The 15,750-nt window shown below is 42.2% G+C and carries 12 protein-coding genes; 9 read left to right on the forward strand and 3 right to left on the reverse strand.

Annotation, left to right across the window (positions count from 1 at the left end):
* Positions 1–148: 148 nt before the first annotated feature.
* From ACEYW6_RS15440 to ACEYW6_RS15455, 4 genes are all read left to right on the forward strand, one after another.
* Entirely contained in the window at positions 149–2,710 is a 2,562-nt protein-coding gene (locus ACEYW6_RS15440; protein ID WP_412980397.1) for a GAF domain-containing protein, read from the forward strand.
* The gene (locus tag ACEYW6_RS15445) at positions 2,707–3,153 is read left to right on the forward strand and encodes a response regulator (protein WP_412980398.1); all 447 of its coding nucleotides are present in this window, start codon (positions 2,707–2,709) and stop codon (positions 3,151–3,153) included. The genes ACEYW6_RS15440 and ACEYW6_RS15445 overlap by 4 nt, the downstream gene beginning before the upstream one ends.
* A 5-nt stretch (positions 3,154–3,158) precedes the next feature.
* Complete coding sequence (locus tag ACEYW6_RS15450) at positions 3,159–5,438, forward strand: response regulator (RefSeq protein ID WP_412980399.1); 2,280 nt, start codon at positions 3,159–3,161, stop codon at positions 5,436–5,438.
* A gap of 264 nt (positions 5,439–5,702) precedes the next feature.
* Positions 5,703–6,614, forward strand: a complete 912-nt coding sequence (locus ACEYW6_RS15455; RefSeq protein WP_412980400.1) for a hypothetical protein — start codon at positions 5,703–5,705, stop codon at positions 6,612–6,614.
* A gap of 210 nt (positions 6,615–6,824) precedes the next feature.
* On the opposite strand, the gene ychF is transcribed toward ACEYW6_RS15455, so the two are convergent.
* The 3 genes from ychF to yidD form a co-directional block, all read right to left on the reverse strand.
* On the reverse strand, positions 6,825–7,916 hold the full coding sequence (gene ychF, locus ACEYW6_RS15460; RefSeq protein WP_190891954.1) for a redox-regulated ATPase YchF: 1,092 nt from the start codon (positions 7,914–7,916) through the stop codon (positions 6,825–6,827).
* A 45-nt stretch (positions 7,917–7,961) separates the two neighbouring features.
* On the reverse strand, positions 7,962–8,189 hold the full coding sequence (locus tag ACEYW6_RS15465; protein ID WP_412980401.1) for a hypothetical protein: 228 nt from the start codon (positions 8,187–8,189) through the stop codon (positions 7,962–7,964).
* Between the two features lie 199 nt (positions 8,190–8,388).
* Positions 8,389–8,625: a membrane protein insertion efficiency factor YidD gene (yidD, locus tag ACEYW6_RS15470; protein WP_190891959.1), complete on the reverse strand. Its 237-nt coding sequence runs from the start codon at positions 8,623–8,625 to the stop codon at positions 8,389–8,391.
* A gap of 61 nt (positions 8,626–8,686) precedes the next feature.
* On the opposite strand from yidD, the gene ACEYW6_RS15475 reads away from it, so the two are divergent.
* From ACEYW6_RS15475 to ACEYW6_RS15495, 5 genes are all read left to right on the forward strand, one after another.
* Positions 8,687–9,391 (forward strand): diacylglycerol/polyprenol kinase family protein, encoded by a 705-nt coding sequence (locus ACEYW6_RS15475; RefSeq protein WP_412980402.1) that lies wholly within the window; start codon positions 8,687–8,689, stop codon positions 9,389–9,391.
* Positions 9,392–9,802: 411 nt separating this feature from the next.
* Positions 9,803–10,129 (forward strand): CTB family bacteriocin, encoded by a 327-nt coding sequence (locus ACEYW6_RS15480; protein ID WP_196508713.1) that lies wholly within the window; start codon positions 9,803–9,805, stop codon positions 10,127–10,129.
* Between the two features lie 794 nt (positions 10,130–10,923).
* Positions 10,924–11,151, forward strand: coding sequence for a CTB family bacteriocin (locus ACEYW6_RS15485; protein WP_412980403.1), 228 nt, complete (start codon positions 10,924–10,926; stop codon positions 11,149–11,151).
* Positions 11,152–11,850: 699 nt separating this feature from the next.
* On the forward strand, positions 11,851–13,500 hold the full coding sequence (locus ACEYW6_RS15490) for an HlyD family efflux transporter periplasmic adaptor subunit (RefSeq protein ID WP_412980404.1): 1,650 nt from the start codon (positions 11,851–11,853) through the stop codon (positions 13,498–13,500).
* 55 nt (positions 13,501–13,555) lie between these two features.
* Positions 13,556–15,724, forward strand: a complete 2,169-nt coding sequence (locus tag ACEYW6_RS15495) for a peptidase domain-containing ABC transporter (protein ID WP_412980405.1) — start codon at positions 13,556–13,558, stop codon at positions 15,722–15,724.
* Positions 15,725–15,750: the final 26 nt, after the last annotated feature.

A 15,750-nucleotide genomic window follows, 5' to 3' on the forward strand; every position in this document is an offset into this window, starting at 1 on the left:
TGGATGTAGCATTTTGACAAAATTTAACAGACTTCCCGAACAGCCAAAGGCGGGGAAAAGATTAACAATTATTAAAAAAAGTTAAGCTATTCTTCAGATAGCCACGTTTTTGACTGGATATTACATTTGAATTTATTAAGAAAAGTTAATGAAAGCTGGACAAATTGATACCGAAGTGTCGAGGCTAGAAGCCCTCCGCCAGTATCAAATTCTTGACACCGAACCCGAAGAAGCCTACGACAATCTTGCTCAGTTAGCGGCTTTTATTTGTGGCACATCCATCTCCTTGGTAAATTTCATTGATGAAAACCGTCAGTGGTTTAAGGCAAAAGTAGGTTTAGATGTATCAGAAATGCCCCGGAGTGTTGGGTTATCTTACCTTTGCCAAGAGCGGCGTAATGTTGTGGTGGTTCCTGATACCCTAGCTGATGAAAAATTGGCAAATAATGCGGTAGTAACTGGCTATCCCTATGTACGATTTTATGCAGGTGTGCCCCTAATTACCCCGCAGGGAGATATGCTGGGAACTCTGTGTGTAATTGACCAAGTTCCCAAAGAATTGAACCAAAAACAAGTGGAGGCGCTTGTAGCTCTGAGTCGCTTGGTAATCGACCAATTAGAACTCAGGCGGCATGTAACTGAGGTATCTAAAATTACCGAGAAGCTTGTGGCGCACGAGCAAGCAGCACACGCCCAGTCTGAAGCTGCGAGAATCCGCATTGCTAATTTGCTCGAAAGCATCACTGATGCGTTTTTTGCCTTAGATAAAAAGTGGCGATTTACCTACATTAATGGTCAAGCAGAACTGCTGTTGCAAAAAACCCAGAATGAATTAATGGGTCAAAGCATCTGGGAGGTGTTTCCAGAACTCATCGACACAACATTCCATCGTGAGTATCACAGGGCAATCTTAGAACAGGTGAGTGTGGAATTTGAGGAGTTTTATCCGTCACTAAACTGTTGGCTTCAAGTCCACGCCTATCCTGCGAAAGATGGCTTGTCTGTTTATTTCCAAGACATTACTGAACGACGGAAAACGGCAGAAGCACTACGAGAGAGTGAAGAACGCTGGCAATTAGCATTACATGGTAATAATGACGGTATTTGGGATTTGAACCTTAAGACTAATGAAGTGTTCTTCTCAACTCGGTGGAAGGAAATGCTCGGTTATAAAGACCACGAAGTTTCCAACGGTTGGGATGAATGGACAAAACTAATCCACCCCGATGAGCGAGATTGGGTACTTCAAGCCTTCCAAGACCACTTTGCCAAGAAAACACCGTTTTATGTCTGTGAATATCGAGTCCAGTGCCAAGACGGCAGCTATAAATGGATTCTAGATCGAGGACAGGCACTTTGGGACGCATTGGGTGATATAGTTCGCATGGTTGGTTCTTATACAGATATCACAGATCGCAAGCAGGCAGATGAGGAATTAAAGCGTCAAAATTTGCGATCGCAATTATTCGCCGAAATCACCCTGAAAATTCGAGAATCTTTACAAATAGACGAAATTCTTCAAACCACAGTTACTGAGGTACAAAAACTGCTACAAGCTGACCGAGTTTTAATTTTTCATCTAGAGGCTGATGGTTCGGGAACAGTAGTGCAAGAGGCGGTGCTACCTGGTTGGCCCGTAATTCTGAGAAAAAATCTTTTGGACCCCTGCTTTAAAGAAGAATACATAGAAAGATATCGCCAAGGCAGAGTGAGTGCTATGGAAGACATTGAAACTGCTCACATTCAACCATGCCATCGAGAATTTCTTCAGCAGTTTGCTGTCAGGGCTAATCTTGTAGTGCCAATTCTTGTCAGGGAAAATATTTGGGGCTTGTTGCTGGCTCATCAGTGTGCCGCACCTCGACGGTGGAATAACTTTGAGACGGAGTTGTTACAGCAATTAGCTAACCAAATTGGGATTGCTTTATCTCAAGCGCAACTATTAGAAAAAGAAAGCCAGCAAAGTCAGGAACTCGCTCGTTCTAATGCGGAATTGGAACAATTTGCCTATGTAGCTTCCCATGATTTGCAAGAACCGTTGCGGATGGTAACGAGTTATTTACAACTACTAGAGCGAAGATACAAAAATCAATTAGATGCCAATGCCGATCAGTTTATCAACTACGCAGTAGATGGGGCCCGGCGGATGCAGACCCTAATCAATGATTTATTGAATTATTCTCGCGTCAGCACCCGTGGACAGCCCTTTATCCGAGTAAATTGTAGCGTTGTCTTAGAACAGGCGATCGCTAATCTGCAAATTGCGATCGCGGATAGTAAAGCAATTGTCACTCATGATTCTTTACCTGAAGTGATGGCTGATCCTACACAACTGATACAAGTATTTCAAAACCTGATTGGCAATGGGATCAAATTTTGCCAGAATCAGCAGCCACGAATTCACATCGGGGTAGCAAAACCAGATGTAAATTTAAATGGGGAAAGTTTAAATGTTATCCCGTTGGCAGATGAATGGTTATTCTGGGTGCGTGATAATGGTATTGGTTTGGAATCCCAGTATGCAGAACGTATTTTTATAATTTTTCAGCGCTTGCACGGTAGAGACAAGTATCCAGGTACTGGAATTGGTCTGGCAATTTGTAAAAAAATTATAGAACGCCACGGCGGCCGGATCTGGGTTGAGTCGAAACCGGGTCAAGGCTCGACTTTCTACTTCACAATTCCAGATAGAGCAGGTAAACAATCGTGAGTACTATAACAGCGATTATGCCTATTGAGGTTTTGTTGGTAGAGGACAATCCTGGCGATGCCCAACTTACACGCATCGCCCTGGAAGATAGCAAAATCTCGATTCACTTGAATGTAGTCGAAGATGGTGTGGAAGCAATGGCATTCTTGCGAAAGCAGGAAAAATATGCTAAAGCAGCCCATCCAGATATTGTGCTACTTGATTTAAATCTCCCCAGAAAAGATGGGAGGGAAGTACTGGCAGAAATTAAAGGAGATGAAAACCTCAAGCGAATTCCTGTAGTAATCTTGACAACTTCCCAATCTGAAGAAGACATCCTCAAAGCCTATAATTTATGTGCAAACTGTTATATAACTAAGCCAGTAGATTTCGATCAATTCGTTAAAATTGTACAATCAATAGAAAATTTTTGGTTTGCGATCGTAAAACTGCCACCGGAGTAGTGGAAATGGCAGGTAAAAATATTAAAATCTTGCTAGTTGAAGATAACCCTGGTGATGTCTTTTTATTACAGGAGCTTTTAAAAGAAGTTAGCACAGTTGTAGTTGATTTATCGCCCGTTGAAAGGCTTTCCGAAGCACTCAACTACTTAGAAAAGGAACTTTTTGATGTAATTTTGTTAGACCTCTCGCTGCCAGATAGCCAGGGATTAGAAACCTTTGTCATCGCTCACCATCAAGCAAAAGCCACTCCGATAATTGTGCTCACGGGTATAAACGATGAAACCCTAGCAATTAGAGCAATGCAGGAAGGAGCGCAAGATTATTTGGTGAAAGGGCAAGTAACTGGCGACTTGCTAGTGCGCTCAATGCGTTATGCCATCGAACGTCAACGGGCAGACAACGCACTGCGACAGAGTGAGGAGCGATTTCGGGTAGCCCTGAAAAACTCTCCCATCTTTGTCTACAACCAAGATTGTGAGTTACGGTACACCTGGGTTTACAATCCCCCATCTGGAGTGACAGTTGAGGAAATATTGGGCAAAAAAGACTTGGATATTATCCCAGTTGAAGATGCTCAACGTCTGATTACAATTAAACGTGGGGTGCTAACCACTGGCATAGGAACGCGAGAGGAAGTATCAATTACAATCAAAGATACAACTCGATATTACGATTTGACAGTTGAGCCATTGCGGAATGAGTCGCAAGAAATTGTCGGCGTGACATGCGCCAGTATTGATATTAGCGAACGACAAGCCGCACTACGCGAACGCAAATTGGCAGAAGAAAAAATCCGCGAACAAGCAGCATTACTTGATGTCACCACAGATGCCATTTGCGTGCGAGATTTAAACAATAAAATTATCTTCTGGAACAAAGGCGCAGAAACACTTTACGGCTGGAAAGCTACAGAAGCTTGGGGCAAAAATGCTAGTGAGCTTTTGTATGACGAACCTTCACCAGAAATTGAAGCGGCTCTGTTGCAAGCTATAAGTAAAGGTAAGTGGCAGGGAGAGTTAACAAAACTTACTAAAACGGACAAGGAAATCCTTGTTGCTAGTCGCTGGAGTCTGGTGTGCGATGAACAAGGGAAACCCAAATCAATTCTCACCGTTGACACAGATATTACCGAGAAAAAACACTTAGAAGCCCAATTGTTTCGCGCCCAACGCCTGGAAAGTATTGGCACTCTTGCTAGTGGCATTGCTCACGACCTCAACAATATCCTGACACCGATTTTGGCAGGAGCGCAACTTTTACCGCTCAAATTTCCCGATGCAGATGAACGCACCCGTCATCTACTGGAGATTTTGGAAATCAACGCCAGACGCGGTGCTGATTTAGTTAAACAGGTGCTGTCCTTTGCGCGGGGTGTAGAAGGGAAGCGCATCACTTTGCAACTCAGACATCTGATTGTGGAAGTTGCCAAGATTCTCAAAGAGACATTTCCCAAATCCATACAAATCAGCACTGATGTACCGCAGGATTTGTGGATGGTTTCTGGAGATAGCACCCAACTACATCAAGTGCTGATGAACCTCTGCGTTAACGCCCGTGATGCTATGCCCAATGGCGGTAGTTTAAGTCTCTCTGCCGAGAATTTGTTGATTGACGAAAATTATGCCCGTATGAACCTGGAAGCCAAAGAGGGGCCTTACATAGTGATTACTGTCTCCGATACTGGAGTTGGGATTCCTAGAGAAATCTTAGATAAAATTTTCGAGCCATTCTTTACCACAAAAGATGTGGGCAAAGGCACAGGTTTAGGGCTTTCCACCGTGCTGGGGATCATTAAAAGCCACGGAGGTTTTGTAAACGTGTATAGCGAAGTGGGAAGTGGCACTAGCTTTAAGGTTTACTTACCAGCAGTGGAAGGAATGGAAACACTCACTCCAGAAGAATTACCACCACAAACAGGACATGGAGAATTGATTTTGGTTGTGGATGATGAAGCTGCCATTCAAGAAATTACCAAAACATCACTAGAAACTCACAACTATAAAACTCTCATTGCCAGTGATGGCATTGAAGCGATCGCGCTATACGCTAAAAATAGGGACAAAATTAGTGCCGTACTGATGGATATTATGCTGCCCTCGCTGGATGGTTTAACTGCCATCCGTACCCTGCGAAAAATCAACCCCCAAGTCAAAATTATTGCCAGTAGTGGACTGATGTCTGAGAATAAGCTCAGTGCGGTAGCTGCTATTGGTGTCAATACATTTTTGTCAAAGCCTTATACTGTCAACGAATTATTGCTTTCTTTACAGAAAATATTATCCTGAGAAATTCAATAAGTGCAACAAGGGGTTGCCCGTTATAGCCGCTGGCTTAAGGGGTTGCTATGATGGAGCATCGGTTTAGGCAACAGCTGACTGTATATAGCTATTTTCAGGTAAATAGACTCGCCCTGTTAAGAGCACAGCTATGCTCATTGGTGTCAACTGGTAAGCAAGTTCGTAGTAAGCACTTGCCCCTACGACAGAAGTGCTTCAAATAAATGAAAACTGCTGTAATTACGAATTACGAATTACGAACTACGAATTACCATGCTTCGGTTTCTTAGGTTAATCATCAATATAGTAATCTTGGGTACATTGTTACTCATATCTGTGCAAGTTTGGGCGCAAGATTGGCGTCCGGTTCGTGGTGGTATCCCTTTCGGGATCAGTGGTATGGCTTTGATAGAGCAACAAAGCAATTCTTTAGATTTTTTGATTGTCCATGACAACAAACAAAAAAACCACAGTCGTTTAGCAATCATCAGCATTAAGGGTAAAAAACAACCTGAATATTTACCATTAAACTGGCCAAATAACATAGAATTACCCATCGATTTAGAAGCTTTAACATCTGTTCCAGAAAAAACAAAATCATCTTTTATAGCTTTAAGCAGTTCTGGAAAAGCTTATTACATTAGGTTAGAGCCTGCCAATAAAACGATCTCTATGATCAAGGAATTTAATCTACCAGGAATTATTCAAGGTAATAATTTTGAAGCATTTGGATTACAAAATATAGAGGGTAAATTAGTTGCTATTTGGGGACATCGAGGTGAAGGAGAACAACCAGCAACTATTTTTTGGGGAATGTTTGACTTAGCTAAATATCAAATTACTCTCGCAGGTTCTGCCAATTTCAAAGTACCGTTTCCATCTGGAAATGTTCGTCATATTTCAGATATTAAGGTAGACCCCGTAGGAATTGTTTACATCACTTCAGCAAATGATGCTGGAGATGATGGCCCATTTCAGTCAGCTGTGTATGTCGCTGGACACCTGGGATTCCGTGGTAACAAAATTGCATGGCGGCAAAATCCTCAACTTGTTCCTCTTTACCGCTCTGATTACCACAAAATTGAAGGTATGGAACTTGTTCCAGGTGCAGAAGGCGGTTTGATTGTTGGTACAGATGATGAGAATTTGGGTTCCTATGTATACATTTTGGGTGGAAATAGCTAAAGTATGTCCTTTGATAACTTGTGTAAACAGGCATCATGATTTTGAGAATTGCTGGTTTATTTGCGATCGCCTAACAGTTTCCTTGAAGAATATTCATATATTGAAGTTTTTGTCAACTTATTTAGTGCGATGCCTAGGTTGGGCAAAGCCTACGCAGCTTGGTGTGGGTTGACCATTATCTTATCGATAACGGCCACTCATTAATTACCCCTACACATTAAATCGGAACAACATTACATCCCCTTCCTGCACAACATACTCTTTACCCTCACTGCGAACCAACCCTTTTTCCTTCGCAGCATTCATCGAACCAGTTGTTACCAAGTCTTTATAAGCGACAGTTTCGGCGCGGATAAATCCTCGTTCAAAGTCACTGTGAATTACACCAGCAGCTTGAGGTGCAGACATTCCGGCATTAATTGTCCAAGCGCGGGTTTCTTTGGGGCCGCAAGTGAAATATGTCCGCAAGCCTAAAAGCATGTAAGTTGCACGAATCAATGATTTCAAACCGCCTTCTTCCACACCTAAAGACGCAAGAAAATCAGCTTTATCTTCCTCTGGTAATTCCACTAATTCCGCTTCAACTTGAGCCGAAACTATCACAACTTGGGCATTTTCTGTCGCTGCAATTTGCCGCACTGTCTCCACAAAATGATTACCAGTTGCCAACTCATCCTCAGATACATTCGCGGCGTAGATAATCGGTTTATAAGTGAGCAGTTCTAATCCTTTAATAATTTCTGTTTCTTCTTCATTCAAGCTCACCTGACGCACCGATTTACCTTCATTTAAAGCCGCAGCTAATTTTTCTAAGACTGTGATTTCAAACTGTGCATCTTTGCTGGTACGAGCTTGTTTGCGAGTGCGGTCAATTCGCCGCTCAATTTGTGATAAATCTGATAAACCCAGTTCTATATTAATGATTTCAATATCTCGCGCTGGGTCAACAGAACCAGCAACGTGGATAATATCGTCATTTTCAAAACAACGTACCACATGGACGATCGCATCAACTTCCCGGATGTGAGACAAGAATTGATTCCCTAGTCCCTCACCCTGACTTGCACCTTTAACTAAACCGGCAATATCTACAAATTCAACCCGCGCCGGGATAGTTTGTGCCGAACTGGCAATCTTAGCAAGAACATTTAACCGCTCATCCGGTACTGCGACAACGCCGACATTCGGTTCAATCGTGCAAAAAGGGAAGTTAGCTGCTTCTGCTTTGGCATTAGCAACTACAGCATTAAATAAAGTAGATTTTCCGACGTTGGGAAGTCCGACAATTCCGGCTCTTAGCATTTTGGATTTTAGATTTGAGATTTTGGATTACATTACCAAGGTAATCTAAACAGGTTCCGGTATGGTTTGGGGAATTGGCCCTGGAACCGTCTGAGGAATGGGAGCAGGTACTGGTTCTGGTACAGGCCCCGGTAATGGTTGAGGAATCGCTGGCCCCGGTACAGGTTCGGGACTAGGTAGCCGATTAGGCTCAGGTTCGGGACTAGGTAGCGGACTTGGACCAGGAGTAGGAATTTGTGGTTCGGGTATAGAAATCGCAGTAGGATTAATCATCGTAAGCCTAAATTAAATTATTCAACCTTCCCACGCTAGATGACAACCTCAGCTGTTGACATCTCCCCAAATACCTATACCCACGAACACATCCTTTAATAATTTACCTCTATTCTGATTCTCTGCGTCCCTCTGCGCTTCCCTTTGCGCCCCTTTGCGTTTAAATTTCACCCCTCAATTCCCCACCATTTGCACAAAACTACTCCTCCTTCACCTTTTCTACCACCTCTGGCACTGGATCGAAACCACCTGGATGAAACGGATGACAGCGCAAAATCCGCAGAGTTGCCATCCAGCTACCACGTAACACTCCAAATCGTTCAATGGCTTGAATGGCATACATCGAGCAAGTTGGTTGAAAGCGACAAGTTGGGAGAAACAACGGCGAAATAAACATTCGGTAACCCCGAATCAGCCAAATCAATAATAGTTTCATTGCAGTTACCCAAATCTTATAAATTAGTAACAGAGGTAAAAATTTTCATTTTGTTGCATCTTTGTTAATTACATTTTCTGACTTCACCTCAATTCCGGTTTTATGGCTGCAAATTGCGATAGCTGCAATTTGGGTGTTACTCATCCTTCTGATTGCATGGGTGGTAAACCGCTTTGCCGACAAGCCAGAAATCGTGCGGAAGATAGTTCATATTGGCACTGGTAATGTAATTTTAATCGCTTGGTGGCTCGATATTCCCGCCAGTGTAGGGATTACAGCTTCTATTTTAGCGAGTGGAATCACCTTATTATCCTATCGATTTTCTATTCTTCCTGGCATTAATAGCGTCGGACGGCAAAGTTTAGGGACATTTTTTTACTCTGTCAGTTTCGGTATTTTAATTGCTTGGTTCTGGTACTTACAGCAACCCCAGTACGCAGCACTAGGAATTTTGATTATGACTTGGGGAGATGGACTAGCAGCCTTAATCGGGCAACGCTTTGGTACACATAAGTATAAAGTCTTTGATACACAAAAAAGTTGGGAAGGCTCCCTAACTATGATGCTCGTTAGCTATCTCGTCAGTAGTCTGATTTTAATTGGAACTCAAGGCAATAGTTGGCAAACTTGGGTGATATCACTCGTGGTGGCATTTATCGCTACTACTTTAGAAGCTTTTTCCTTTTTGGGTATTGATAATTTAACAGTTCCCTTGGGCAGTGCAGCCCTTGCTTTCTTCTTAAGCCACTTAGTTATTGGTTACTAATCTTTTGGCGTGTCATTCCTAATTTTTCAAATGATTATTTACACCCGCTTACTTAGATTTATCAGCAATGACATCTATAGGCTCCCACTGCCTATTACATCTCAACTATAATTGCCATAATTATTCCCGCAGGAAACGCATAACCATAATCTAAATATTGTGGTTCTAGAAATTCAAAATCCGGGAATATATGTTTAAATACTGTAAATAACTGCAAAACAACTGAATATTGACTATAGCTGCTCTAGCGTATTGATATATCTAAAACAAATATAAGATTTTATATCTACCTTGAGAAACAAAAATACAATTTTGTTTTATGTCTTCAGGTTTATGAAATCCTGACAAACAATGCCTATAGTTGGGTCTTAGGTGGTCACACACCTAATTTCGTAAGTGAGGCTAACAATCATGTCACATCAAATAATTGCATCTAAATTGTTTGTCGAGTTATCTGATGAACAACAACAGCTGCTAGCTGGTGGTGCCGACTTTGAGTTGAGTAACAGCAATTTCGCTAATAGACAGGCAAATTTACGGGGAACAACCAATTCCGGTCCCCAAGGTAGCAATGCCAATTCCACTGCAACTAATAATACTGTAAATACTGCGGCGCAAGATTTCTTGGGCTTGGGTGGAGTTATTCCTACGAATGTTAGAGCGTTGGGCCAAGCGCCATCTCTCAATGGTTCTGGAGGAAGACTTCAAGGTGGTAACGGAGGTAATGGCGAAGGATAGTAACTGTACTGTATTTCAGGGGTCACCCGGAAAATCAGCAGTCACACGCCAGAGCAATTCGAATATTTAGGTAGGGAATGGTGAGTGGGGGTTCTCAAACAGTGAACAATGAATCGATTTTTTATCAGATTTATGTTTTCTTCCTACTCTCTTCCCATACCCAAAATCTGCAACTTTGAAATGAATAGCTGATGTTGCAGGTGTTACCCTTTTCAGTTTCTCAAGACAGTGCCGTAAACTCCGCTGTGGCGGTGGCGCTAGGAGGAAAGTTCTTACGAACATTACGGCTTTGTCTGCTTCGCCTATCGTTTAAACATTCCCACAGGTAATACCAAAAATTACCTATCAGTCTAGAGCGCTTCGCATATTTAGGCAAGGAATAGCAATTGGGAATTATCAAATAGTTAAAAATAAAGAATTGAATAAACTCTTGCATAAGTTTTGTTCTTCCTTTCCCTACTCAAAATCTACAAATTTGAACCGAATAACTGACCACTACAGAATCAGACTTTTCAGTTTTCCCTGGTAGCACATGGTGACATTTAGCAATTTATGCACTCTAGATTTCTAATCATTGGTGGGTGGAAGCAACTACGGATTTTAGAAATGTCCAGACTTATGCAGAAAACAAATATCTGACTGAATACGTCGGGGATAAGGACAATTGGAAGTTAGACACCATGAGATGCACTTACAACAAAGATGAAAAATTTTTCTTGCTTCTGTCTTATTTTGAAGACAGTATCTAGAACCCAATTTTTCATTAGATTTGCTTAAGTAATGAGGCTAACATCATGCCAAGTCAAATCATAATATCTGAGTTTTTTCTAGAGTTATCTGATGCAAAACAGGAGCTTCTAGCTGGTGGTGCCGACTTTGAACTGACTAACAGCAATTTTGCTCAAAGACTTTTCAATGTACAAGGGACAAGCATTTCTAGCCCACTAGGCAACACCGCCAACTCCACTGGCCAAAATAATTACATCAATAACGCTGCCCAAGATTCTTTAGGTTTGCGTTAAGTTACCTTATTTAGCATTACCACCAACCCAGCTTAAGCCTACGCTATCATCTGTTAACTATGCCCACAGGTGATCTCAAAGAATAAGGCTTAACATATCTAGAAATACTCTAGACATAAACTGGTGTGTAGGGCTTTTCAAACACTTAAGAGTCAATAAGGAATCAATTTTCTGTCTTCCTTCTTGTTTCTTTAACTGAAGATTATAGAAGTTAATGCTTGTAATGATGAACGATTCCAAAGTTTTTCGGTAATCTTCACCTTTGTATACCTAACACTTTTGTTGAGTGCTTCAGGTACAACTCAATTCGCAAGTAAGTTAATTTATGGAATCTTTTCTTGGAGATAAAAAGGGGGAGAGGAGATTGTAATGACTCGCTCAACGTAAGTGAGGACTTTGAGGGAGTTTGAGCTTTCTCCTCTGTTTTCTCAACGCGTTACCCACGTTAAAGATATGAAAAAGGCGATTCCAGCGCGTCGCGCATACCTTCTTCTTCCCCCTTGATTGATTATAAACAATTATAAAACATGATGTTGGCTACTATTGGCAGCATCTGTTACCGTTTGGCTTTTTATCCTAGTGGTTCGTCAAGGGAATGTGGCCGGGTAAAGGTGTTTGATAACCTTTTCCCATCTGAAAACCCAGCAATTTTGGGTTGGCAGATTTTCAGGTATCTATTAAAACAAAAGGTGTAATGTCGTGAACTCCTTACGCCCCCAAGAAAACTATTTTTGGAATAGGTTTAATGAACCCAATCCAGAGCAACTTCATCTAGTTGAAGCTAACGAGTTTCTTCCTCATATCGGTAAATGGACTCACATTGGCAGCGGTGTTTTACTGACTATCTTTGTAGCAGGGATTACTCTGACATCTGTTCTTCATTACAACATCACGGTCAAAGTTCCTGCAAATATTCGACCTGTAGGAGAACTGCGGGTTGTTCAGTCTGCCATGACTGGAACTGTTCAAAACATTGATGTTCATGAAAATCAAGTTGTGAGCCAGGGACAAGCGATCGCTCACGTTGATAATTCTCGTCTTCAGACTCAAAAGAGTCAATTAGAAAGTAGTATTCAGCAAAGTAAATTACAACTAAGTCAAATTGATGCTCAACTGGGTCAAATAGATACTCAGATTGCAGCGCAGACAAACTTAACTAACCGCACGATTATAGCTGCACAAGCTGAATTAGATGGGACACAACGCAACTATCAAGATCAGCAAATTAAAGCTACAGCTGATATGACGCAAGCAGAAGCATCCTTGAGGTTAGCCAAGGTGCAACAAGAGCGATCGCAACGCGAAAAAGTCTTAAGAGCAACTATACAAGAAGCCAAAGCAGCTTTGACTTTAGCCAAGGTGCAACGTGACCGATTGCAACGTGAAAAAGTCTTAATAGCAACTGTGCAAGAAGCAGAAGCCGCTTTGACCTTAGCCAAGGTGCAACGTGACCGATTGCAGCCGATAGTAGCGTCGGGAGCCGTTCCTCGCAATCTATTTGACGAAAAAGAACAAGCGGTTAAATCTGCTGAGGCAAAGCTAGAACAAGCTAGCGCTGACGCGAAAAATCTTCTGGAGGACAAAGAACAAGCGGTTAAATCTGCTGAGGCGAAACTAGAACAAGTTAAAGCTAACGCCAAAAATCTCCTGGAGGAAAAGGAACAAGCCCTTAAGATTGCTCAAACCAACCTAGCAAAGGCTAAAACTGCGATTAATCCTAGTAATGCTACCGTAACCGTGGCATCTGAACGGATTCAGCAGGAACAGGCTAGAGGTGAGGCGGCCTTAGCCGCTTTGAAAAAAGACCGAGAAACTCTACTCCAGCAACGCCTTGAACTCCAAAAAGAACTCGATCGCAACACCAAAGAACTACAACAGGCAAAAACTGACTTGAATTTGAGTGTGATTCGATCGCCAATCGCCGGAACACTGTTGCAATTGAATCTTCGCAACCCAGGACAGGTAGTGCAGCCAAGTGAAGCGATCGCTCAGATTGCTCCCCTCGATGCTCCTTTACTAATTAAGGCTCGTGTGCCGGCTCAAGATATTGACAAGGTGAAATTGGGACAAAAAGTCCAAATGCAAGTTTCTGCTTGTCCCTATCCAGACTATGGCACTCTCCAGGGAACAGTCAAAACAGTTGCACCAGACGCCCTACCAATTGGAAAAAACAGTGCAGATCCAGTTGGCTACGAGGTAACTATTGAGCCACAAACCCCATATGTGGGTAGAGGCGATCGCCAGTGTCATCTGAAATCTGGTATGGAGGGCAGGGCTGATATTATTTCTCGGCAAGAAACGGTGCTTCAATTCATTCTCAGAAAAGCCAGATTAATCGCAAATTCTTAATCTAATAAGCAGATTTTATTAATCATCGTCTACCAATTTAATAGGTCTAGTGGCCATGTTTGATCTATTTAAACACCGTAAAAATTACCAGTGTGTTTTACAGTTGAGTGAGGAAGACTGTGGGGCAGCTTGTCTTGCTTCGATTTCCAAGCATTATGGACGTTTCTTAAGTATCAATCGCAGTCGAGATGCAGTCGGGACTGGACAGCTAGGAACAACTTTGCTGGGTTTAAAACGTGGGTCTGAGGCTATAGGTTTAAATGCCAGAGCAGTTAAAGCTGCACCTGCGATCGTAGACAGAATTAATGAAATACAACTACCAGCAATTATTCATTGGCGGGGTTATCACTGGGTTGTTTTATACGGCAAACGAGGTAAGAATTACGTTGTCGCTGATCCAGGTGTGGGTATCCGTTATGTCAACCGAGAAGAGTTGGCAACAGCTTGGAATGGGGTAATGCTATTACTCGAACCAGATCCAGACCGCTTTTATCAGCAGCCCCAAGAAGAACCAAAAGCTGGCTTAGTACGCTTTTTTCAGCGGATATTACCTTATCGTGGGTTGTTGACTCAGGTTTTGATGATCAATATTGCCCTGGGTCTACTCGCTTTAGGTACTCCTGTTCTGATCCAACTGCTCACAGATGATGTGCTTGTGCGTGGGGATACCCAGTTACTCACTGTGGTGATCTCAGCCGTTGTGGTGATGAGCTTATTTAGCAGTAGTCTGCAAGTCTTGCAAGCCATTATGATCGCTCATTTTGGTCAACGACTGCAATTAGGATTAGTTTTGGAGTTTGCACGAAAAATTCTCCACTTACCCTTAAATTACTACGAAGCTCGGCGCAGTGGCGAAATCACTAGCCGACTCAGAGATATCAATGAAATCAACCAATTGGTATCGCAGATTGTGGTTCTTTTACCTAGCCAGTTTTTTATTGCAGTCATCTCTTTCTGCTTGATGCTGTTTTATAGCTGGAAACTGACATTAGCAGTCATCCTGTTTGCGGCCTTAATGGCCTTATCTACCCTACCTTTTTTACCCATCCTCCGACAAAAGACCCGCAGTCTGTTGGTTTTGGGGTCAGAAAATCAAGGCGTTTTGGTAGAAACCTTTAAAGGAGCGCAGGTAATCAAAACTACAAATGCTGCACCACAATTTTGGGATGAATTCCAAAGCCGTTTTGGTCGCCTTGCCAATTTAACTTTCAGCACCATCCAAATCGGAATTATCAACGGTACTATTTCTAAACTTTTAGCCACTCTCGGCGGTGTTGTTTTACTTGGGCTAGGAAGCTTCTTGGTCATTCAAGGAGAGTTGAGCATTGGTCAAATGCTGGCTTTTAACGTCCTCCAGGTCAATGTTCTGGCTTTAATTGACTCTTTAATTAATTTTGTAGATGAATATTTTCGCTCCCAAACAGCAGTGTCTCGCCTCCTGGAAGTTATCGATGCTACACCAGAAGTAGTTGGAGGTAGTCAAAAGCCAGTTGCCCAAATTTCTGGTGATGCAGACATTCGCTGTTCTCATGTCCAATTTCACCACGCTGGCAGAGTTGACTTATTAGAAGATTTTTCTCTCAAGCTACCTGGAGGGAAAGTAACTGCTTTAATTGGTAAGTCCGGCTGTGGTAAAAGTACTTTGGCGAAAGTAATTGCAGGCTTATATCAGCCTAACTCTGGCAATATTCGCATTGGCTTCTATAACATCCAAGACCTTTCCTTGGATTGTTTGCGACAACAAGTAGTTTATGTACCCCAAGAACCTCATTTCTGGAGTCGCTCAATTTTGGACAACTTCCGCTTAGGAACGCCTTATATTTCCTTTGAGGAAATTGTCAAAGCTTGCCAGATAGCTGATGCAGACGAGTTTATCAGTCAACTTCCAAATCAGTATCAAACTGTTTTAGGGGAATTTGGGGCAAATATCTCTGGTGGACAAAGACAACGATTAGCGATCGCTAGAGGCATTCTAACTAATCCACCTGTACTCATTTTAGATGAAGCAACCGCTGGACTTGATCCAGTCAGCGAATCTCACGTACTAGATCGGCTTTTAGAATACCGAGAAGGTAAAACTACGATTCTAATCACCCATCGTCCCAGTGTAGTTAATCGAGCCGATTGGATTGTACTACTAGATAAAGGTCAGGTGCAAATACAAGGTACTCCTGAGACTTTTCTCTCTCAACAAGGAGAGCATTTAAAGTTTTTAACACTGTAAAAATTAGGCTCTGTATGAGCAAATAA

This window comes from Nostoc sp. UIC 10607 (assembly GCF_047228265.1).
Lineage (GTDB): Bacteria > Cyanobacteriota > Cyanobacteriia > Cyanobacteriales > Nostocaceae > Nostoc > Nostoc foliaceum_A.

What these genes read in the sequence shown, in the direction of transcription:
- ACEYW6_RS15440 (WP_412980397.1), top strand. Translation starts at nt 149, where the DNA reads ATGAAAGCTGGACAAATTGATACCGAAGTGTCGAGGCTAGAAGCCCTC.
- ACEYW6_RS15450 (WP_412980399.1), top strand. Translation starts at nt 3,159, where the DNA reads ATGGCAGGTAAAAATATTAAAATCTTGCTAGTTGAAGATAACCCTGGT.
- ACEYW6_RS15455 (WP_412980400.1), top strand. Translation starts at nt 5,703, where the DNA reads ATGCTTCGGTTTCTTAGGTTAATCATCAATATAGTAATCTTGGGTACA.
- ychF (WP_190891954.1), bottom strand. Translation starts at nt 7,916, where the DNA reads ATGCTAAGAGCCGGAATTGTCGGACTTCCCAACGTCGGAAAATCTACT.
- ACEYW6_RS15465 (WP_412980401.1), bottom strand. Translation starts at nt 8,189, where the DNA reads ATGATTAATCCTACTGCGATTTCTATACCCGAACCACAAATTCCTACT.
- yidD (WP_190891959.1), bottom strand. Translation starts at nt 8,625, where the DNA reads ATGAAACTATTATTGATTTGGCTGATTCGGGGTTACCGAATGTTTATT.
- ACEYW6_RS15480 (WP_196508713.1), top strand. Translation starts at nt 9,803, where the DNA reads ATGTCACATCAAATAATTGCATCTAAATTGTTTGTCGAGTTATCTGAT.
- ACEYW6_RS15485 (WP_412980403.1), top strand. Translation starts at nt 10,924, where the DNA reads ATGCCAAGTCAAATCATAATATCTGAGTTTTTTCTAGAGTTATCTGAT.
- ACEYW6_RS15495 (WP_412980405.1), top strand. Translation starts at nt 13,556, where the DNA reads ATGTTTGATCTATTTAAACACCGTAAAAATTACCAGTGTGTTTTACAG.